We start from the raw sequence: 19,159 nt of genomic DNA, 5'->3' as shown, positions 1-19,159 counted from the left end.
CGAAGGCGGGATAGCGCCGCCATTCCCTTACGGCTGCGCATCGCCTGGCGCCTTACAAATCTGTAAGCTTTCGGCCGCAATTCCGGGAGCATTTGAGCCGAATAACGCCAAGGTTCCCTCGTTATTCAGTATCGCGACTGCGAGGCTGTTCGAATTGCAAGAGGAATCAAAATGGCAGAAACCAGATTTGGATATTCAGCTTATCAAATTGCGCTTCATTGGATCATAGCAGTGCTGGTGTTATTCCAGCTGTTCTTTGGCGAGAGCATGACCAACGTGGTTGACGCGGCCGAAGATGGAACCCTCGTCTCCCCAGTCGACCAGACATTGGGCTCTACCCACTACTGGGTTGGGGTTTCGATCCTGGCCCTCGTCACGGTCCGGCTGATAATGCGCTTGGTAACGGGTGCTCCCATTCGTGCGGAAGGCGGCACTGGCTGGATGCAGGTCGCCGCGCGGATCTCGCACGGCCTTTTCTATCTGCTCTTGCTCGCAACGCCCATTGTGGGACTTCTCGCCTTCTACGTTGGTGACCCATGGGGCGACATCCATTCGCTCAACAAGCCAGTATTTATGGTCCTGATTTCCGTCCATGCCTTCGCGGCACTGTTCCATCAGTACTGGCTTCGCGATGGCACACTTAGGCGGATGCTGTCGCCCCGCCGATAGGTCTGGCCTGTCAAACAAATCGCCGCCAACGCAGGCACATCGGGTTGCCAGAATCTGACGGGAGTTTCCCGTCAGATTACGCCCAAATGGGTGAGAACATCGTTCGCCCAGCCCGACGAGTCCCGGACCAGCCTGAACCCCAGGTTGTCGGGAGGGGTTCCGACGGCACAGCCGCCGCTTTTTCCGTCGCTGACGAAGTTCGACATGTAGGCTCGGTGAAGCCCTTCAAGGACGTGGACGCCGCAATTGTCGACCGAACTCGCAACGCCGCGCCCATCCGCAGCCAGCGTGGTGCGGACATAACAGGTCGAAGTCCACTCCCAGACGTTGCCGGAAAAGTCGGCGAGGCCCAGGGAATTGAAGCCAAAAGAGCCACGGCTCTTGGGCAGCGGGTCCGGTTTGCGATTGAGGTCCACCTCGGCCTTGTAGCTGGTGAGCCAACGTCTGGCGGGGTTGTTGGCGTCGTTTTCGACACCCTCGAACTCGCCTGCGAACCGTTCCGCCGCGGCAAATGCCCATTCCTCATCGGATGGCAGCCGCCATTGGTCGCCGGTCGCTGTCGAATACCACCGGGCGTATGCGTTGGCATCGAGATAGCTGACGCCGGTCACAGGAGCGCTGGCGGAGATCGTGCGCGCCTCCTGTGCCGGCTGGCAGTTGCCCGCAGCAACGCAGTCAGCATAGTCTTCCGCGCTGACCTGATAGGTCATGATTTCGAGCGGTTGGTCGAGCTGGTGTTTATGACGGGGATTGGCCTGCGGGTGGCCGTCCTTCAGGAACTCGCCGGGTATCGGATAGGTGATGGAGGCGGACAGCAAGGTCCTCGTGGCAGCTACGGCGTGAGGCTGCCGGTCCCAACTGGCCGCCTTTATCGACAGGCCCACCGGCACAGAAGTGGCCGCCATGGAGGCCGCGAAAACTTTCAGGATGTAAGGAGACATGTCTGTTGTCCGTGCCCGGACAGCGACGCTGTCCGGGCAATTTGGAGTGCCGTCAGTTGGTGGCGATGGGTTTAGGCGCCTCGACCTGCGTCATCAAATCATCATTCCACTCGCCCTCGACCATGAAGTGAGCGGTCGCCCCGAGTTCCACGGCTTCGATCAGATTGTGGTTGACGTACGCGTAGACACCGGGCTGCAGGAACGTATAGAGCGCTGACCCCGCGGAGCCGCCGCGGATGAACCAGGTTTCCAGATCCTTGGCCGGCGGATTGGCGAATTTGCCCTGTTCCCAGACATAGTCGCCGTGACCACCGATCAGATGCGGCCGCGTATCGCGGTTGGCCTGCGAATGGACGATCAACACGGTCTCGCCGACCTTCGCCTTCATGGCGTTGTCGCCGGTCAGCGAACCGACCTTGCCGTTGAACACCACGTGCGTCGGGATCAGCCCGCGCATGACCTTGACGATATCGTCATACCCATCACCGGCCGATTCGTAGCTCTTGAAGTTTCCCTTCTCATCGCGCGGAATATAGAAGTCGCTCTCGCCGATATAGAAGATCTTGTCGTATTTGACCGGCTCGCCCTTGTCGTTCCTGAGCCCGTCGCGCGGCAGCACCATGATGGCGCCATTCATGCCGGAGACGACATGCCACGGGATCATCGGTCCGCCGGGAGCACAGTGATAGACGAAAGTTCCCGTTCGGGTTGCCTTGAAGCGCAGCGTCACCTGTTCGCCGGGATTGATCAAGGTGAGGGCGCCGCCGCCCAGCGCACCCGTCGCTGCGTGAAAATCGATGTTGTGGGCTAGCGAGTTGGTGTCGGGATTGATGAGCGTCAGCTCGACATAATCGTCCTGGTGGACGACCATCAGCGGGCCCGGGATCGAGCCGTTATAAGTCATTGCATTGAGCTGCGTCCCGTCGGCGTCGATGACCATCGGTTTCTCCTCGATCGTCATAGTGAGTTCGACGACCTTCGGACCGCCTTTGGCGATCTGGTCGTGCGGATGCACAAAAGGCGGTGCCACGAGCTTGACCTTGTCGCGGGGAAGTCCTCGAATGTCGGCTTTCGTCACCGTTGCCGACAGTGCGGGCAGTGCCGCCACGGCGGCAGCGCCAATCGCTGCTCCGAAGAGGGCTTCGCGTCGCGTGATCATATCAATCTCCTATCTCAACCGTTGCGGATGAGCAGAAGCTAACTGACCTGACGCAGCGTTTCTTTGCGCTGGCGCAAATTGGTGAGTGTTAATTGGAGCAACAAACAGCCTCGACCGCGGCAATCTTGTGCGTCAAGAATGGTCGAGCAAGTCCCGCTCGGTTTCGAGCTTGGCGATGGACGGGCGTCTTCGCTGCCGACAGCGTGCTCGCCAACCATGACGGGCGCTATACGCTGGAGGAACTCGCCGACAGCCTCATGTCTAAGTGATGTGGGAAGGGAGCAGAACCCAAAGGGACGCTGCTTGGCGTCCCCGCTTTTTTCCGCAGCTATGAAACCATCACCGAGAGCGGATCTGTACGGAGGAAGAGGCTGTCCTTGACTTGTCCGACGCCGGCAACGTTCTCCGCCGCAACGATCGCGGCTTTCCGTTGACGCTCGTCGACAATCGCCCCGGTCAGTTCGACGACGCCGTCGCTGACCCTTACATCAATCAAGTCACCGCCGCCCCACGATTGTCCCTGCAGCTCGGCAAGTACGGCCTTGCGGATCAGGTCGTCATCGGGTGGCGTGGTGCCCTGTTTCGGCATGGCGCGGATCAGGACAGGCAGCAAATCAGTTCGCGTGATGATGCCGACGACCCTGGCCCGATCGACAATCGGCACATTGTTGATGCGGTGTTGCATCATCAAGTTGACAATCTGTGCAATTGAGGCGCCTGGAGACGCCGAAATGACGGCTGTGGTCATCACCTCATGGATGATCCGTCCGTTCGAGCGCGCATAGTCTTCGGCGACTGTGCCCGGGCCAAGATCAAACTCCAGCCAGCGCGGACGCACACGCTGGGTCCCAAGTTCTTCTCGGCGCAAGAAGTCGCTTTTGCTTACAATTCCAACGAGGGCACCGTCGCTGTCGGTTACCGGGAGGCAGCTGACTTTGTTTGAAAGCATGAGCTCGGCCGCTTCGGCGATCGTCGCGTTCGCATCCGTCGTGATAACTGACTTCGTCATGATGGCTTCGGCTCGCATCCTTACCCTCCTGATCTTACGTCGGCCGACGATGGGACATCCCGACCCGCAGCGCTTTGATCTGAGTCACTTGGAGCGAGGAGCATTCTCCGCCCCGTCGTCGCGGTCGATTAGAATGCGCTCCGCAGCGCCATCGAGATCATCGTACTGGCCGCTTCTCAACGCCCACAGGAACCCGCCCAGGCCTAGCGCGCCAAGGAAGAGGGCGACCGGGATGAGGTAGGCAAGGGTCGTCATGAGGATCGCGAGAATTCGTTGATGCCGGATCTTCTGGAGGTCCGAACCTCTTTCGCCGGCGAACCTGGCATGGAACGCCGCAAACGCATTGCATTGCCAATGACAAGCAGCGATGACGCCGACATGGCAATCGCCGCTATCAATGGCGTGACGTGCCCGAGAATGGCGATCGGCACGGCGACAGCATTGTAGACGATGGCGATCGCGATGTTCTGGCGGATCAGGTTTCCCGCGTTGCGCGAAACGTCCAGCGCCAGCGGAACCGCCATGAGGCTTTCGCGCAGGAAAACGAAGTCGGCTGCATTGCGGCCAATGTCGGCGGCGGTGGCCGGTGCGATCGAGACATGGGCCGCGCTCAGCGCCGGCGTGTCATTGAGGCCATCGCCGACCATCAAGACCTTATGCCCATCGCGTCTAAGGGACTCGATGCGTTCAACCTTGCCGGATGGCAGCAGACACGGAACGAAGTCGCCGACACCCAGCATTTTCGCAACATCCTGGCAGGCATGGGCGGTATCGCCTGACAGCATTTCCACCGCTATTCCAGCGTCGTTCAATTGCTGGACGGCAGCCCTGGCGTCGGCACGCAGCGCATCCTCGAAGGCGAAGGTAGCAACAATCAGCCCATTCCTGGTCAAAACCGTTCCGCCATAACCATGCTTGCCTTCGCCACCGGTCCGGGCTTTCCATCCCGCCCATCCGCGCCGACCCAGTCGCCAGGTGGTCCCGGCGTGGGTGGCTTCGATTCCGAACCCTGCATGCTCGCTGACGGTATCAAATGTGAGTTGCCCGCCAGAAGTGGCAAAACCGGAGATGGCCTTTGAAAACGGATGACGCGAATGTGCGGCCATGTTGGCCGCAATCATCAACATTGCCGGATCGATCGAGGCCGCGTTGACGAGCCGGGGCTGTCCGAGCGTGAGCGTGCCGGTCTTGTCGAACACAGCCGTATCAACCGTAGCCAGGCGCTCCATGGCCGACCCATCCTTGACCATGATGCCGTGGTCGAACAGGCGCCGCGCCGCGACCACCTGGACGATCGGCACGGCGAGGCCGAGCGCACATGGGCATGTGATGATCAGAACGGCAATAGCGATGGTGATCGCCCGGTGCCAGTCGCCAGTCACCGCCATCCAGCTTAGGAATGTCGCGAAGGCGGTGAGATGAACCACCGGGGCATAGAGCGCTGAAACACGATCGGCGATCCGGCGATAGTGGGCGCGACCGCCCTCCGCGGCTTCCATCAGCCGAACCATTTCTGCCAGGAACGAATCCTTCGCGGCGGCTGTGGCCTCTATCGTCAGCGGACCGGTAAGGTTGAGCACGCCGGCCTGCACGGTGTCTTCTGGCGCCACGCTTCTGGGCGTGCTCTCGCCGGAGACCAGGGAGCAGTCGACGTCGGATGTCCCACGCGCAATCCTGCCGTCGACGGGGATTGTTTCGCCGGCTGCAATAAGCAACTGCATCCCTGGTTCGATCTCGCCAACCGGCAAATAGTCGCTTGCGCCGTCGCCGCGCAACACCATGGCGCCGCGCGCGGCCAACTGCGACAGACTCTTCACCGCGGTGCGGGCGCGCTCGCGCATCACGTGATCGAGCGTGCGGCCGATCAACAGGAAGAACAGCAGCGATACCGACGCGTCGAAATAGGCGTGGTCGCCATGGGTGATCGTCTCATAGAGGCTCATGGCGTAGGCCAGCGACACGCCGACAGCGATCGGCACGTCCATGTTCATGCGGCCGTGGCGCAGCGCAGTCCACGCCGATTTCAAGAAGATCCCGCCGGCAAAGGCGAGGGCGGGAATGGCGATGAGCGCCGAGACCCAGTGGAACAAATCGCGCGTGGCGCCTTCGGCGCCGGACCAGACCGATACCGAGAGCAGCATGATGTTGCCCGCCGCAAAGCCGGCAACGGCGACGGCGCGGATGAGCTCCGATAACGTCCTGTCCTTCGCATCGGTGTCGGCTTCGAACAGATGTGCCTGGTAGCCCAGGCGCCCGAGCACTGCGACCAATGGTGGAACCTCATCGCCGCGCCACTGGACCGAGACCCGCTTCGTTGAAAGGTTGACGCGGGCGGCCTGGACGTGATTGAGCTTCCCCAACGCAGTCTCGATCATCTGGATGCAGGCGCCGCAGTGAACCGTCGGTACCGACAGGTCGGTCTGATGAAGGTCATCGCCCAGCGACCGGCTCGCCAGCCTGACCTCCTGGCTTGACGGCAGGACCGAAGCGGGGCTGACCAGATCCAGCGCCATTTCAGCGCCCGGCGCGCAGCAGCTCATTTCAGCACCCCTTGGGAAATCATGACCCTGCGCACGTCGCGATAAGGTCTTGCCAGGCCGGCATCGGCGTCTATTTCGATGATCCAGACACCATCCCTTGGCACGTGTTGTGCTGCAAACTCCTGGCCAGAGACCAGGGCGAGCGTGACGGACTCATCTTCTTTCTCGTAAGCGGGATGGCGAAACAGCACCTTCACGCCATGCAGGGAAACCGGTTTGCCCGCGGCGTCGATGATGCGATAGCGGACTTCGCCCCATGCGATGGTCAACTGGCCGGTCCAGCCAAGCGCTGCCTGCGCACGGCCTTCCTCGGCCTTCTTGTTGAATTGCTGGCTCGCCACATAGGTATTTTCGACGACAAGGCCGGTCCAGCTTGTGTTGGCAAGCGTCGCCATCGTGAGATTGACCGCGATGACCACGCCGAAAAAGGCAAGGATGGTGGCCAACATGTGCCTGCCGGTGAACTCGCGGGGATTTCGCGTGGTGGCGTTCATCTGGCGATCTCCGGCGAGTTGAAGGTGGCGGTGTATTCGTTGGACTCGAAGCTGACCTTGTCTTCGACCCGGAATGTGAAGGTCTGCGCCTGGCCATGAATCTGGTCGGCGGGCAGGCGCACGAAAACCTTCAACATCTTCAGCCGGTCGGGTTCGACCTGGACTGCAAAGGAGCGATCGGCGGGGAGATCGACGCCAACGATGCTCATCTCCGCGCCTGGCAAACCCCCGAGGGTGACGATAATCGTTCTCGGTTCGGGGATCATGTTCAAGAGCTTGACGGTATAGCCATTGCGGATCGAGCCGTCCGAGAGCGTCACGAATTGCGGGTTGCGGTCGTGCAGGACATTGATTTCGAGCCGGTCGCGCGTCAGCAGCGAAAAAAGCAGCCCCAGCCCGATCAGCGACCACATGGCCATGTAGACATAGGTTCGTGGCCGAAAGATCTTGCTGATATGGAAATGCGCCACCCTGTCCGAAAACAGGCCGTCATCCGTCCTGACCAGTGATGGGTTGACCGAGCTGGCGCCGCCGGCGGTGGCCAGGATCATGTTGGCGTTGTAGTCGGAGAGCGTCGCGTAGGAGATCAGTCCTCGCGCTTTGCCGAGCTTGTCCATGACGCCGTCACAGGCATCGATGCAGAGCGCGCAGGTGATGCATTCGAGTTGCTGACCGTCGCGTATGTCGATCCCCATCGGACAGACGGCGACACAGGCATTGCAGTCGACGCAATCGCCGACGGGATGCCCTGCAGCAAGAACCTTCTTGGCGTGACGGGTGCGCGGTTCGCCGCGCCAGTCATTGTAGGTGACGGTGAGCGAGCTCTCGTCGAGCATGGCTGCCTGGATGCGCGGCCAAGGGCACATATAGGTGCAGACCTGTTCGCGCATCAGCCCGCCAAACGTGTAGGTCGTCGCCGTCAGAACCGCGACGGTGATGTAGGCGACAGGCGCTGCCGTGCCGGTGAAGAGTTCGCCGAGCAGCGTCGGCGCATCGGCGAAATAGAAGATCCATGCGCCACCAGTCGCTGCGGCTATGACCAGCCAGATGACGTGTTTCGATGCCCGCAGCGCAAGCTTTCGAGTGGTCCAGGGACCGGCATCGAGCTTGATGCGTGCGTTGCGGTCGCCCTCGATCGCGCGCTCGACGACCAGGAACAGATCGACCCATACGGTCTGTGGGCATGTGTAGCCACACCAGGCACGGCCAACAGTCGACGTGATCAGGAAAAGACCGACGCCGGCCATGACCAGAAGGCCGGCGACATAGTAGAATTCCTGGGGCCATATCTCGATGAAGAAGAAATAGAAGCGCCGGTTGGCGACATCAAGCAGCACCGCCTGGTCGGGGGCAAACGGACCCCGATCCCAGCGCAGCCACGGTGTCAGATAGTAGATGCCCAGCGTGATCGCCATCACGATCCATTTAAATCGGCGAAAGCTGCCCGACGCCCGCTTCGGGAAGATCTTCCTGCGCGCGGCATACATTGGCTGGCGCACCTTGGCGGAGTTGACCGCCTCAGCCTTGAGCCGTTCTACCTGCGTATTGTCCAGCACTGGTTTCTCCCGTCGCGCAACTCGTGATTTCGCCAGGGTAAATGTCCTGGCTGGTGCAGTCAGGTCAGCGAAATGCAGCGTGGATCGGATTGTGCCGCCGACCGGATGGCGCCGCGTTGATGCAGGTCAATCGCGGGTACACGCAAACAGATCGAGGCCCGGCAGAGCCGGGCCTCGTCGCTTGGACGGTGAAGGGCAGGGAATAGGCCCCCGTTCCTATTCCCCACCGCCAAGCGAATGCACGTAAACCGCAAGTTCCTTGACCCTGGTTTCGCCCAGGCGCGCGCCCCAAGCCGGCATCACGCCCTGTTTCGGTGCGGTTACCTGGGCGGCGATGGCGGCTTCGCCCGATCCGTAGAGCCAGATGGCGTCGGTCAGATCAGGAGCGCCGAGTTCCTTGTTGCCCTTTGCATTGTCGCCATGACAGGCCACGCAGTTTTCGGCAAAGACCTTGGCGCCGGGCGCCACCAACACCTGATCGCTGACGGTTTGGGACAGGCTGGCAATATAGGCGCTGACCTGTTTGATCTGATCGGCAGTGATGATGTCGCCAAAGGCCGGCATTTCGGACAGGCGCGTATCCGGATCGGTAGCGAAGCGAATGCCATGTGTAACCGTCTGCTGGATCTGGTCCGCCTTGCCGCCCCACAGCCAGTCGTCGTCGTTGAGGTTGGGGAAGCCCTTGGAGCCCTGGGCGCCGGAACCATGGCACTGCACGCAATTGAGCTTGAACGCGGCACCGCCGGCGGCGACGGCGAATTCGCGCAGCGTGTCGTCCGCCGCGATCTCCGAAACACTTTTCGCTTCTATCGCGGCGACATATTTGCCCTTGGCTGCTTCAGCCTTGGACAACTCGTTCCCGACATCGTTGCGACTGGAATAGCCGAGCACACCCTTGGTTGCCGTGTGCAGCAGAGGCCATGCCGGATAGGCGATCGTGTACCCGATCGCCCAGACTATGGTGATGTAGAACGTCCAGACCCACCAGCGCGGAAGCGGGTTGTTGAGCTCCCGGATGCCGTCCCACTCATGACCCGTGGTTGAAACACCAGAGATTTCATCGATGTGCTCGTCGCTCATGATCACTCGTCCTCAAGGGGAATCCGGGCAGCTTCGTCGGCCAGCTTGCGGCTGCCGGGGCGCAGGGCAAAGATGATTGCGCCGACAAAAAACAGCGCCATGGCGACCAGACCCCAGCTGTCAGCGAACTCCCGCATCAAATTGTAATCCATGGACAAACCTCCTCAGCGGTAGCCGGCTGCTTCGTCGTAGTTCTTGAAATCGACCAACGTGCCGAGCATCTGGAGATAGGCGACCAGCGCGTCCATCTCGGTGACCTGTTGCGGGTTGCCGTCGAAGTCGCCGATCTTAGCCTTGGGGTAGCGGGCCTCGAGGCCGGATGTGTCGGCGTTGGGATCAGCCTGCGCCATCAAATCGGCATTGGCGTTGGCGATCATGTCGTCGGAGTAGGGGACGCCGACGCGCCTGTTGGCGACCAGATGCGTAGAGAAGTCCTTCACCGCGATCGGCTTGTCCTTCAGGAAGGCATAGCTCGGCATGATCGATTCCGGCACCACGGACCGTGGATCTGTCAGGTGATCCACGTGCCACAGGTTGGAATAGCGGTCGCCGACGCGGGCGAGATCAGGTCCGGTGCGCTTCGATCCCCACTGGAAGGGGTGGTCGTACATCGACTCGGCCGCCAGGCTGTAGTGGCCGTAGCGCTCGACCTCGTCGCGGAACGGGCGGATCATCTGGCTGTGGCAGAGGTAGCAGCCCTCGCGGACATAGATGTTTCGACCAGCAAGTTCGAGCGGCGAGTAAGGCCGCATGCCTTCCACCTTCTCGATCGTATTATCGAGATAGAAGAGCGGTGCGATCTCGACGATACCGCCCACGGTGACCACGAGAAGCGAACCGATGAGCAGAAGCGTGGCGTTCTTCTCGATCAGCGCGTGTTTGTCCATCAAGCCCATTGTCTGGCTCCTTATTCGGCAGGCTGCAGGACGGGCAGGGCGCCCGGCATAGGTTCTTCTTCGCGCTGGTAGCCGAGGATGGTCATGGCGATGTTCCAGGCCATGAGCAGGGCGCCGGCCAGATACATGGCGCCGCCGATGGCACGCATGATGTAGTAAGGATGCATGGCTGCCACGGTTTCGGCGAAGGAGTAGACCAGGAAGCCCTGTTCGTCGTATTCGCGCCACATCAGGCCCTGCATGATGCCGGACACCCACATCACCGCGGCGTAGACAACGATGCCGAGCGTCGCCAGCCAGAAATGCCAGGTGACGAGCCTGAGCGAATAGAGGCGTTCACGGTTCCAGAGTCTCGGCACCATGAAGTAGATTGCGCCAAACGAGATCATGCCGACCCAGCCGAGTGCGCCGGAATGGACGTGGCCAATGGTCCAGTCGGTATAATGCGACAGCGAGTTGACCGTCTTGATCGACATCATCGGGCCTTCGAAGGTCGACATGCCGTAGAAGGCGATGGCCATCACCATCATGCGGATGATGGGATCGGTGCGCAGCTTGTCCCAGGCGCCCGACAGCGTCATCAGGCCGTTGATCATGCCGCCCCATGACGGCATCCACAGCATGATCGAGAACACCATGCCGAGCGTCTGCGCCCAATCGGGCAGGGCGGTGTAGTGCAGGTGATGGGGCCCGGCCCAGATGTAGAGGAAGATGATTGCCCAGAAATGGACGATCGACAGGCGGTAGGAATAGACCGGCCGGTTGGCCTGCTTGGGCACGAAATAATACATCATGCCGAGGAAGCCGGCTGTGAGGAAGAACCCGACGGCATTGTGGCCGTACCACCATTGCGTCAGGGCGTCCTGAACTCCGGAAAATGCAGAATAGCTCTTGGAGCCGAGAAAGGAGGCCGGCATCGATAGGTTGTTGATCACATGCAGCATCGCGATGGTCACGATGAAGGAAAGGTAGAACCAGTTGGCGACGTAGATGTGCGGTTCCTTGCGCTTCAGGATGGTGCCCAGAAACAGGATCAGGTAGGCGACCCAGACGATGGTCAGCCAGATGTCGACATACCATTCGGGTTCCGCATATTCGCGGCTCTCGGTGATGCCGAGCAGATAACCGGTCGCGGCCATGACGATGAAGAGCTGGTAGCCCCAGAACACGAACCAGGCGAGATCGCCACCGAACAGCCGGGCGCGGCATGTGCGTTGGACGACATAGAGAGACGTGCAAAGCAACGCGTTGCCGCCGAAGGCGAAGACGACGCCCGAGGTGTGCAGAGGCCGCAAGCGGCCGAAGTTGAACCAGGGCTGGATGTTGAGATCGGGATAGGCAAGCTGCAGCGCGATGACCACCCCGACCAGCATGCCAACCACACCCCAGAACATGGTGGCGATGGCGCCGTAGCGGATTGGACCATCCATGTAGGCGGACGGGTCGATCGGAGCGGCAGCTTCGAAACTCGTGTTGCGGAGGAGGATGGCGACAAAACTGAGCAGCACAAGAAACAGCACCCACATATGCTGCCGGAAGGGCTCGTCCACTCCGAAACCGGCGGCCACCAGGGCGGCAAAGGTAAAAAGGGCCAAAGCGAAGACTTGCGTGCCGAACTTCATGACCTGTCCCCGACTTCGGATTCCTGTGCGCGGACGTCAATCCGCCTGACACCAATCCAGCAGTCACGCGGCTGGCGCCTTGATCCATGTCAAAGCCATTTGATTTTGGATTGGGCAGCGTTGGATTTGCAAAGGATCGGGAGGCTGTCATTGAACAGGGAGAGGGAGCTGCGATCGTCGCTGTTCGAAACGAGCCGCGACAGATCGATGCCGATAGTTCGATCTGGCAGAGAAGCAGTCCCGGTTGCGCTCATGAAACGTGCGCATCTGGAAAAGCTGCAGCTCTGCGATGCCTTGGAAAAAATAGCCGACACCCTGCCCAGGGTCGATAGCCTGGCATGCCTGGCTGCGGCAAACGCGATCGTTCCGCTGTTGCGCAACATTCATCAATATGAGGAGACGGTGATCTTTCCGGCCTACGAGGCTGCTTTGACCGGCAGGGATGCCAACCTTGCTTCAACTCGTCGACTGCGCGCCGAACACGTCGAGGACGAATGCTTTGCCGGCGAGGTGACTGAAATCCTGCTGGCGATCGGCCATGGAGAGACGGTTGAGAACGCCGAGGCTGTCGGCTTCATGCTGCGCGGCTTCTTCGAAAGCTTGCGCCGGCATATCGCCTTCGAACGCGAGCACGTCTTGCCGATGATCGGGGTCGTCGATGGCGGTTAGGCGCCGGAGCGGCGTTCCAGCCGGCCCATATTGTCCACCGTCACGTGCCGATTATTGTCGATCCGGATCACGCTGTCTGTTCGCAGCCTGGTCAGTTGGCGGCTGACCGTCTCGATCGTCAAGCCGAGAAAATCGGCGATATCGGCGCGTGTCAAAGGCAGGTCGAAGGTCGTCGACTGCGCCGCCGGGTCCAGCGTGGGATCGATGTTCCTGGCGATCATCAGGAGAAAGCTCGCCACCTTTTCCGAAGCACTCTTGCGCCCGAGCGTCACCATCCAGTCGCGGGCTTCGTCGAGTTCGTTGAGCGCCTGTTTGAGCAGACGATGCTCGAGTTCCGGAGATTCCTTCATCATCCGCTCGATGGCGGCCTTTGGAAACGAACACACGGAAACCGCGGTTGCGGCTTCAGCGTTGATCGCGCTTTCCACCTTGAAGGGCCTCCCCAGAAAATCGGGGGCGAACTGGAGGCCGACAATCTGCTGGCGCCCGTCCGAAAGGCTCTTGGTCAGCTTCACAACGCCGGAAAGCACGTTCGAATAACTGTCGACGGTCTCGGCGTCGCCAATCAGTTCTGTGCCCGGTTCAACGGTATGCCTCGAGGAGGTCTTGGCCAGGCTTACCAATTGGTCGGGATCAAGCGCACCGCAAACGCCTCGGTGCCGTGCCTCGCAAGACTGGCAAAGCACTGGAATGCTGGAACTGTGAACGTCTTGGCGCACCGTCATCTTAATCGTCCGAGAGATTCCATCTGTCCGGAAGGTAGCATTGGCGGACAAAAGAACCTTGCGGCAGTTTGTCCGCGGGCGGCCTTGACCGAAATCAAGGCCGCTCGCGCCCAATGTGATCAGTGTCGCGCCATGCAAAGGGGATCGGATAGCGACATGCGGCCAGAATTAGTAGCCAGGCTCGGTGAGAACGTTCCACGCTACACGAGCTACCCGACCGCGCCGCATTTCCATCCAGGCGTTGATGCTGCCGTTTGTCGTGGCTGGCTGCAAGCGCTCAACGAGGGCGACGAAATCTCGCTGTATCTGCACATCCCATACTGCGACAAGCTTTGCTGGTTCTGTGCCTGCCATACCAAGCAGACACGCCATTACGAACCGGTGAGGATCTATCTCCGCTCACTGCATGCCGAGATCGCTACCGTCGCCGGTCTTGTTGCAGGCAAAGGCCGTGTGCGTGCCGTCCATTTCGGCGGTGGTTCGCCGACGATGCTCAAGCCCGAAGATATGGTGGCGCTGGGAACCGCCCTGCGCAACAGCTTCGGCTTTCTTCCCGGCGCCACGATCAGCGTTGAAATCGAACCCAACGATATGGACGATGCCCGCCTCGATGCGCTTGCCGAAATCGGCATGACCCGTGCGAGCCTCGGCGTTCAGGATTTCGATCCGAAGGTGCAAAAGGCAATCAACCGCGAGCAGAGCTTTTTGCAGACCAAGTCTGTAGTCGACGGTGTTCGTTCGCGCGGGGTCGAGTCCGTGAATCTGGACCTGCTCTACGGCCTGCCGCACCAGACGAGGGAGAGCGTCTCCTCCACCGTCGCGCAGGCGCTGACCTTGGAACCCGACAGGATAGCGCTTTTTGGCTACGCCCATGTGCCGTGGTTCAAGAAACACCAGACGATGATCGACGAGGCCTGGTTGCCGGGTCCGGCGGAGCGCTTTGCCCAATCGCAGCTGGCAGCGCGGGCGATCGTGGACCAGGGATACGAAGCAATTGGGCTCGACCATTTCGCCAAGTCTAACGATGCGTTGGCCGTAGCGGCCCGAACCGGCACTCTGCACCGGAACTTTCAGGGCTATACCGAGGATCGCTGCGAGACATTGATCGGCCTCGGCCCGTCATCCATCGGCCAATTTCGGCAAGGCTATGCACAGAACATGCCATCGACCGCCGAGTATGGGCGCATGGTCGAAGACGGCGGGCTGGCCGCGGTCCGCGGTATCGCGCTTTCCCAGGACGACCGGGTTCGCGGCTGGATCATCGAGCGGCTGATGTGTGATTTCGCCTTCTCGGCGATCGAGCTGGTGGAGCGCTTTGGCGAAGCCGGCCAAAGTCTTCTCGGCAAGGCAAGTGCGACAGCCCTTCATGATCCTGCGCGGTTGCTCGAGCTTGATGGCGACAGTTTCGTCGTGCCGGCGGAAAGTCGGCCCTTTGTCAGAAGCATCGCGGCAAAGTTCGACAAATATTTCGAAACCGGCAAAGCCAGGCATTCGGCGGCGGTCTGAGCATTGGCTCCTGTCAGAAATGTTCGCCGGCCTTGAACGGGCCGATGCGGGTACCTGCCGCGATCAGATAGGCGGTCGACCAGCCGATCAGCAAGAACCCGTTTACGCCCTCCAGCGCCGCCAGGACACGCCACGCATGGGCGGGCACGATGTCGCCGTAGTGGACGGTCGAAAAGGTAATGGTCGAAAAATAGAGCCCAGTTCGAAATCAGCGAAGATATCAAGCAACCGGTAGAGGCCAGCCCAGAGCCAGACATCCGCGGTCATAACGGCAAAGAGCCCCATCACCACGCTGATTATGGCGGCGATACGGCTGCGGCGTCCGTGCATGCGAAACCGCGCGACCAGGTGTCCCGTCGCGTGCGTGACGCGATCAGACCAAACGTGCGGATCAAAACCGTCAGACTTATGACGAGTGCGATGAGGAGATTGAGGATCATCGTTGGAAGGTAGAGATTGCAGCGGCGCCTTCCTTGCTCGGACTGATGGAACAGCACCGGACCGTGCTCGGCAACGATCTGCGCGATCAGTTCAAGGGCTGCCGGTGCCGCCGCGACCTTAGCCTGCATTGTGTTTTCCGATTTCCAGCCTGTGGCGCGGCCCCTCGCGGAGCCGCGCCTGTAAGTCAAAGCCGCGATCAGAAGAAGCCCAGCTTCTTCGGGCTGTAGCTGACCAGCATGTTCTTGGTCTGCTGGTAGTGGTCGAGCATCATCTTGTGCGTCTCACGGCCGATGCCGGACTGCTTGTAGCCGCCGAAGGCCGCATGCGCGGGGTAGGCGTGGTAGCAGTTGGTCCAGACGCGGCCAGCCTGGATCGCGCGGCCGAACCGGTAGGCGCGGTTGCTGTCGCGTGTCCAGACACCGGCGCCGAGGCCGTACAGCGTGTCGTTGGCGATTGCCAGCGCTTCGGCGTCATCCTTGAAGGTCGTGACCGAAACCACCGGCCCGAAGATCTCTTCCTGGAAGATGCGCATCTTGTTGTGGCCCTTGAAGACCGTCGGCTTGACGTAGTAGCCGCCGGCCAGATCGCCGGGCAGAACATTGCGCTCGCCGCCGGTCAGCAGCTCGGCGCCTTCCTGGCGGCCGATGTCGATGTAGGACAGGATCTTTTCCAGCTGCTCGGACGAGGCTTGGGCGCCGATCATCGTTGCCGGGTCGAGCGGATCGCCCTGCACGATCGCCTCGACACGCTTCAGCGCACGTTCCATGAATCTGTCGTAGATCGATTCATGGACGAGCGCGCGGCTCGGGCAGGTGCAGACTTCGCCCTGGTTCAGCGCGAACATGACGAAGCCTTCGATCGCCTTGTCGAAGAAATCGTCGTCTTCAGCGACAACATCCTTGAAGAAGATGTTGGGCGACTTGCCGCCAAGTTCCAGCGTGACAGGGATCAGGTTCTGGCTGGCATACTGCATGATCAGCCGGCCGGTCGTGGTTTCGCCGGTGAAGGCGATCTTGGCAATGCGTGGCGAAGACGCGAGTGGCTTGCCGGCCTCGAGGCCGAAGCCGTTGACGACGTTGAGGACGCCTGGCGGCAACAGATCGCCGATAAGATCGGCCCAGAGCATGATGGCGGCCGGGGTCTGCTCGGCAGGCTTCAGGACGACGCAGTTTCCGGCCGCAAGGGCAGGCGCAAGCTTCCAGCAGGCCATCAGCAGCGGGAAGTTCCACGGGATGATCTGGCCGACCACGCCGAGCGGCTCGTGGAAATGGTAGGCGACGGTATCGTCGTCGATCTGCGAAAGGCTGCCCTCCTGGCCACGCACGGCGCCGGCGAAATAGCGGAAATGGTCGATGGCCAAAGGCAGGTCGGCGGCGGTCGTTTCGCGGATCGGTTTGCCGTTGTCCCAGGTTTCGGCGCATGCGAGCAGATCGAGATTTTCCTCCATGCGGTCGGCTATGCGGTTGAGGATAAGGGAGCGCTCGGCAACGCTGGTGCGCCCCCAGGCATCCTTGGCGGCATGGGCCGCGTCTAAAGCCGCCTCGATGTCCTGGGCATCCGAACGCGCCACCTCGCATAGCAACTGGCCGTTCACGGGCGAGAAGTTCTCGAAGTAACGGCCGGAACGTGGCTCGGCCCATTTGCCGCCGATGAAATTGCCGTAACGCTTGTCGAAGGGCGCCTTGACGGGGCGTGAGAACTCAACCTTGTTCATTATGTCTTCCTCCCAAAGCTGACGTCGCGGGATGCGACGCTTCGGAAGGAGACATGCGATCTCCCATCGCGATTGCCAATGCGCCGGGGACAGTGTGCGGGCGGGATGTGTCGCAGAATTGCGACAGTCATGCGACGTTCGAAGGTTAGTGTGACCTGTGGACGTCCAGGCGGTTGAGCTTACGGTGAAGCGTGGCGCGACTGATGCCGAGCGCATGGGCCGCGGCCGAGACATTTCCGTCTGCCCGCGCCAGCGCCCGCTGCAGAACGCCGCGCTCCGCCTCGGCCAGGACTTCGGGGCCGCTCTCGGCCCAACCGAGCAGATCGGCCGCAGGCATCGGCTTATCGAGACACTGTTGCGTAATTCCTAGCGCCAGGCGAGCCGAACGAGTGGCGCCAACCACGAGGTCGTCCGCATCGAGCGCGATCAACGCCCCGGACCCCTTGTCGGGCACCGGCGCCAGCAGAATGCGCGCCTTGGGGAATGCCATCTTGAAGTTCTCCGCCTCGATCCGACGCGCCGCGTCGACCACGGCCATGGAAATGAGATTGGAGAAGATTTCGGTCAGATCAGCACGGCAGGAAGACACGTCAAGCGCAGCCACAAGATCTCCACGGTGATCATAGATCGGAGCTGTGGTGCAACTCAGCCCGGTGTTGCGCGTGTGAAAGTGCTGATCACGGTGGATCGTCAGGACGCGCTGTTCCACCAGACAGGTGCCGATGCCATTGGTGCCCTCGCTCTGTTCGTTCCAGACGGAGCCAGTCCACAAGCCCCAGGAATGAAACGTCTCGTCGTCTACAGGCGCGCCGCGCCGTTCGACCGGCACGCCCTCGCGATCGGCGAGCAGGACGCAGCATCCGACGCCGCCCACCGCAAGATAGAGCCGGTCCAGGCTTGATCGAGCAACCCGGACGAGCGGCTCGATGCGTTGCCGGGCCTCTCCCAATTCCGCCTCTGTCAAATAACGGGGAGGGCTGCAATCGGCCGGATCGAGCCGGTGCAGACTGGAAGACCGTCGCCAGGAAGCGACCAGCGCGGACTTCGCCGCCGCGTTCGAAGCGATTGCGGCCTGAACGCGGTCGGCGTGATGGCCGGATAGATCCTCACCCATACATATCCTCCCAGAACCCGATCTCTCCCTTTCGGCTATAGTCGTCCTCGCCTGTGCATTCTCTCTTCCAGGCAACTGTTCGGCTGATCCCCCAAGGCTACCGTATAAACTGGGGGCATTCATTGATCCAAAGCAAAGACGACTGCCCATAATCAGCTGCGGGACGGTGCGGAACAATACGGGAAGGTTTTTGATTCTGGCCCGCTAAAAAATCAATAAAATCAACGATCTTTGTACGTCCTCCGGGCCCACCAGTTTATTATATATCAATACCTTACGCCTAATTATTTGAGTTTGAGTTGAGCGTTATCGGGTAAATCTATGGCTTCTGGCCAAATTGGTTTTGGGGCCCGTTCGTCAATTTTCTCCGTCTCGTTGATGGCACTGTCACACCTAGCTCAAGCCCCCTGGGTTCGAAATACCCTGCAAGGATGCCTGCGGCAATCGGCGGCAACGACGTGCAATTAGGCGGGTTCTGAACTCGGCCGCAGTCTCAAAATGCGCTTGCCAGTTCGGTTGATCTGTGCGGATCTGGCAGCCAATTCCGACAGAATTCTCTTACCCAGCCCGGACAGGTAAAGGCTGAGGAAATCATGAGAATGGTAATCGGTAATGTCCCCAACCGCATCGTTTTCCATCGGTCGTGCTTTGAAATAGATCTCAATCGCGACCGCGACGGCGCCGTGTACTTGACGCCGGTGCAGCTCAAGGCGTGGTGAGAGCCGCCACCAATCGAAGTCCTCGAGGTCTCCTTTCGGGTGCATGACGCGTTTTTACACACGTGGGCTCGACCCCTACTTGGGTGAAGTGTCGGAAACGCAGCGTACTCCTTTTAACGGGCAAGAATTGCAGCGGAATCGACGCGGGCAACCGAGCGTTCAGATTATGTCAGCCCTGCGCGCCAATTGTTCGCTTGTCATCACGGATTGCAGGTGGTGCCGAATATCCGGCAGCAGCCCGGTGACGCTCCGATTGTGCCGTTGGATGCAAGTGAAAAAAACTACCGGGCAATCAAAGCAGACAT

At 60.6% G+C, this 19,159-nt stretch carries 20 protein-coding genes; 3 read left to right on the top strand and 17 right to left on the bottom strand.

Annotated elements, in window-relative coordinates; genetic code table 11:
• Positions 1 to 171: 171 nt before the first annotated feature.
• On the top strand, positions 172 to 669 hold the full coding sequence (locus AC3EML_RS27010; RefSeq protein WP_352521921.1) for a cytochrome b: 498 nt from the start codon (positions 172 to 174) through the stop codon (positions 667 to 669).
• Between the two features lie 71 nt (positions 670 to 740).
• Here AC3EML_RS27010 and AC3EML_RS27005 read toward each other — a convergent pair whose 3' ends face one another.
• The 11 genes from AC3EML_RS27005 to ccoN form a co-directional block, all read right to left on the bottom strand.
• On the bottom strand, positions 741 to 1,610 hold the full coding sequence (locus AC3EML_RS27005) for an SUMF1/EgtB/PvdO family nonheme iron enzyme (RefSeq protein ID WP_352521922.1): 870 nt from the start codon (positions 1,608 to 1,610) through the stop codon (positions 741 to 743).
• 52 nt (positions 1,611 to 1,662) lie between these two features.
• The gene (gene nirK, locus AC3EML_RS27000; RefSeq protein ID WP_352521923.1) at positions 1,663 to 2,769 is read right to left on the bottom strand and encodes a copper-containing nitrite reductase; all 1,107 of its coding nucleotides are present in this window, start codon (positions 2,767 to 2,769) and stop codon (positions 1,663 to 1,665) included.
• A gap of 328 nt (positions 2,770 to 3,097) precedes the next feature.
• The gene (locus tag AC3EML_RS26995) at positions 3,098 to 3,796 is read right to left on the bottom strand and encodes a CBS domain-containing protein (RefSeq protein ID WP_352521924.1); all 699 of its coding nucleotides are present in this window, start codon (positions 3,794 to 3,796) and stop codon (positions 3,098 to 3,100) included.
• Between the two features lie 66 nt (positions 3,797 to 3,862).
• Positions 3,863 to 4,033, bottom strand: coding sequence for a cbb3-type cytochrome oxidase assembly protein CcoS (gene ccoS, locus AC3EML_RS26990; RefSeq protein ID WP_023835431.1), 171 nt, complete (start codon positions 4,031 to 4,033; stop codon positions 3,863 to 3,865).
• A complete protein-coding gene (locus tag AC3EML_RS26985; RefSeq protein WP_352521925.1) occupies positions 4,030 to 6,318 on the bottom strand; it encodes a heavy metal translocating P-type ATPase in 2,289 nt (762 codons plus the stop codon). The genes ccoS and AC3EML_RS26985 overlap by 4 nt, the downstream gene beginning before the upstream one ends.
• Positions 6,315 to 6,812 (bottom strand): FixH family protein, encoded by a 498-nt coding sequence (locus tag AC3EML_RS26980; RefSeq protein WP_023673911.1) that lies wholly within the window; start codon positions 6,810 to 6,812, stop codon positions 6,315 to 6,317. Before AC3EML_RS26980 ends, AC3EML_RS26985 begins: the two co-directional genes overlap by 4 nt.
• Entirely contained in the window at positions 6,809 to 8,368 is a 1,560-nt protein-coding gene (gene ccoG / locus AC3EML_RS26975) for a cytochrome c oxidase accessory protein CcoG (protein WP_352521926.1), read from the bottom strand. Before ccoG ends, AC3EML_RS26980 begins: the two co-directional genes overlap by 4 nt.
• 216 nt (positions 8,369 to 8,584) lie before the next feature.
• Positions 8,585 to 9,448, bottom strand: coding sequence for a cytochrome-c oxidase, cbb3-type subunit III (gene ccoP, locus AC3EML_RS26970; RefSeq protein WP_031239774.1), 864 nt, complete (start codon positions 9,446 to 9,448; stop codon positions 8,585 to 8,587).
• A 2-nt stretch (positions 9,449 to 9,450) separates the two neighbouring features.
• Positions 9,451 to 9,600, bottom strand: a complete 150-nt coding sequence (locus AC3EML_RS26965) for a CcoQ/FixQ family Cbb3-type cytochrome c oxidase assembly chaperone (RefSeq protein WP_023673929.1) — start codon at positions 9,598 to 9,600, stop codon at positions 9,451 to 9,453.
• 12 nt (positions 9,601 to 9,612) lie between these two features.
• A complete protein-coding gene (gene ccoO, locus AC3EML_RS26960; protein WP_031215651.1) occupies positions 9,613 to 10,344 on the bottom strand; it encodes a cytochrome-c oxidase, cbb3-type subunit II in 732 nt (243 codons plus the stop codon).
• An 11-nt stretch (positions 10,345 to 10,355) separates the two neighbouring features.
• Positions 10,356 to 11,966, bottom strand: a complete 1,611-nt coding sequence (gene ccoN, locus AC3EML_RS26955) for a cytochrome-c oxidase, cbb3-type subunit I (protein ID WP_352521927.1) — start codon at positions 11,964 to 11,966, stop codon at positions 10,356 to 10,358.
• Between the two features lie 252 nt (positions 11,967 to 12,218).
• Between ccoN and AC3EML_RS26950 the strand changes: the two genes are divergently transcribed.
• Positions 12,219 to 12,635: a hemerythrin domain-containing protein gene (locus AC3EML_RS26950; protein WP_023670842.1), complete on the top strand. Its 417-nt coding sequence runs from the start codon at positions 12,219 to 12,221 to the stop codon at positions 12,633 to 12,635.
• On the opposite strand, the gene AC3EML_RS26945 is transcribed toward AC3EML_RS26950, so the two are convergent.
• Positions 12,632 to 13,360 (bottom strand): Crp/Fnr family transcriptional regulator, encoded by a 729-nt coding sequence (locus tag AC3EML_RS26945; protein ID WP_023729591.1) that lies wholly within the window; start codon positions 13,358 to 13,360, stop codon positions 12,632 to 12,634. The genes AC3EML_RS26950 and AC3EML_RS26945 overlap by 4 nt on opposite strands.
• A 156-nt stretch (positions 13,361 to 13,516) precedes the next feature.
• Between AC3EML_RS26945 and hemN the strand changes: the two genes are divergently transcribed.
• Entirely contained in the window at positions 13,517 to 14,866 is a 1,350-nt protein-coding gene (gene hemN, locus AC3EML_RS26940; protein ID WP_352521957.1) for an oxygen-independent coproporphyrinogen III oxidase, read from the top strand.
• 13 nt (positions 14,867 to 14,879) lie between these two features.
• Here hemN and AC3EML_RS26935 read toward each other — a convergent pair whose 3' ends face one another.
• The 5 genes from AC3EML_RS26935 to AC3EML_RS26915 all read right to left on the bottom strand — a co-directional run bounded on the left by AC3EML_RS26935 (position 14,880) and on the right by AC3EML_RS26915 (position 18,899).
• Complete coding sequence (locus tag AC3EML_RS26935) at positions 14,880 to 15,014, bottom strand: hypothetical protein (RefSeq protein WP_023670845.1); 135 nt, start codon at positions 15,012 to 15,014, stop codon at positions 14,880 to 14,882.
• A 148-nt stretch (positions 15,015 to 15,162) separates the two neighbouring features.
• Positions 15,163 to 15,435 carry a hypothetical protein gene (locus AC3EML_RS26930; protein WP_023670846.1) on the bottom strand — a complete coding sequence of 91 codons (273 nt, stop codon included), beginning with the start codon at positions 15,433 to 15,435 and terminating at the stop codon, positions 15,163 to 15,165.
• Positions 15,436 to 15,503: 68 nt separating this feature from the next.
• The gene (gene adh / locus AC3EML_RS26925) at positions 15,504 to 17,021 is read right to left on the bottom strand and encodes an aldehyde dehydrogenase (RefSeq protein WP_023729590.1); all 1,518 of its coding nucleotides are present in this window, start codon (positions 17,019 to 17,021) and stop codon (positions 15,504 to 15,506) included.
• Positions 17,022 to 17,166: 145 nt separating this feature from the next.
• Entirely contained in the window at positions 17,167 to 18,135 is a 969-nt protein-coding gene (locus AC3EML_RS26920) for a helix-turn-helix domain-containing protein (RefSeq protein WP_023729589.1), read from the bottom strand.
• Positions 18,136 to 18,599: 464 nt separating this feature from the next.
• Positions 18,600 to 18,899 carry a hypothetical protein gene (locus AC3EML_RS26915; protein ID WP_023670849.1) on the bottom strand — a complete coding sequence of 100 codons (300 nt, stop codon included), beginning with the start codon at positions 18,897 to 18,899 and terminating at the stop codon, positions 18,600 to 18,602.
• Between the last annotated feature and the right edge of the window lie 260 nt (positions 18,900 to 19,159).

Source organism: Mesorhizobium sp. P170090 (genome assembly GCF_057786115.1).
Note: the sequence above shows the minus strand (reverse complement) of the source record. Positions and strands in the feature narration are given on the sequence as shown.

Bases quoted from the DNA above. Each gene is read 5' to 3' on its own strand.
- AC3EML_RS27010 (WP_352521921.1), top strand. From the start codon at position 172: ATGGCAGAAACCAGATTTGGATATTCAGCTTATCAAATTGCGCTTCAT.
- AC3EML_RS27005 (WP_352521922.1), bottom strand. From the start codon at position 1,610: ATGTCTCCTTACATCCTGAAAGTTTTCGCGGCCTCCATGGCGGCCACT.
- nirK (WP_352521923.1), bottom strand. From the start codon at position 2,769: ATGATCACGCGACGCGAAGCCCTCTTCGGAGCAGCGATTGGCGCTGCC.
- AC3EML_RS26995 (WP_352521924.1), bottom strand. From the start codon at position 3,796: ATGCGAGCCGAAGCCATCATGACGAAGTCAGTTATCACGACGGATGCG.
- ccoS (WP_023835431.1), bottom strand. From the start codon at position 4,033: ATGACGACCCTTGCCTACCTCATCCCGGTCGCCCTCTTCCTTGGCGCG.
- AC3EML_RS26985 (WP_352521925.1), bottom strand. From the start codon at position 6,318: ATGAGCTGCTGCGCGCCGGGCGCTGAAATGGCGCTGGATCTGGTCAGC.
- AC3EML_RS26980 (WP_023673911.1), bottom strand. From the start codon at position 6,812: ATGAACGCCACCACGCGAAATCCCCGCGAGTTCACCGGCAGGCACATG.
- ccoP (WP_031239774.1), bottom strand. From the start codon at position 9,448: ATGAGCGACGAGCACATCGATGAAATCTCTGGTGTTTCAACCACGGGT.
- AC3EML_RS26965 (WP_023673929.1), bottom strand. From the start codon at position 9,600: ATGGATTACAATTTGATGCGGGAGTTCGCTGACAGCTGGGGTCTGGTC.
- ccoO (WP_031215651.1), bottom strand. From the start codon at position 10,344: ATGGGCTTGATGGACAAACACGCGCTGATCGAGAAGAACGCCACGCTT.
- ccoN (WP_352521927.1), bottom strand. From the start codon at position 11,966: ATGAAGTTCGGCACGCAAGTCTTCGCTTTGGCCCTTTTTACCTTTGCC.
- AC3EML_RS26950 (WP_023670842.1), top strand. From the start codon at position 12,219: ATGAAACGTGCGCATCTGGAAAAGCTGCAGCTCTGCGATGCCTTGGAA.
- AC3EML_RS26945 (WP_023729591.1), bottom strand. From the start codon at position 13,360: ATGACGGTGCGCCAAGACGTTCACAGTTCCAGCATTCCAGTGCTTTGC.
- hemN (WP_352521957.1), top strand. From the start codon at position 13,517: ATGCGGCCAGAATTAGTAGCCAGGCTCGGTGAGAACGTTCCACGCTAC.
- AC3EML_RS26930 (WP_023670846.1), bottom strand. From the start codon at position 15,435: ATGCAGGCTAAGGTCGCGGCGGCACCGGCAGCCCTTGAACTGATCGCG.
- adh (WP_023729590.1), bottom strand. From the start codon at position 17,021: ATGAACAAGGTTGAGTTCTCACGCCCCGTCAAGGCGCCCTTCGACAAG.
- AC3EML_RS26920 (WP_023729589.1), bottom strand. From the start codon at position 18,135: ATGGGTGAGGATCTATCCGGCCATCACGCCGACCGCGTTCAGGCCGCA.
- AC3EML_RS26915 (WP_023670849.1), bottom strand. From the start codon at position 18,899: ATGCACCCGAAAGGAGACCTCGAGGACTTCGATTGGTGGCGGCTCTCA.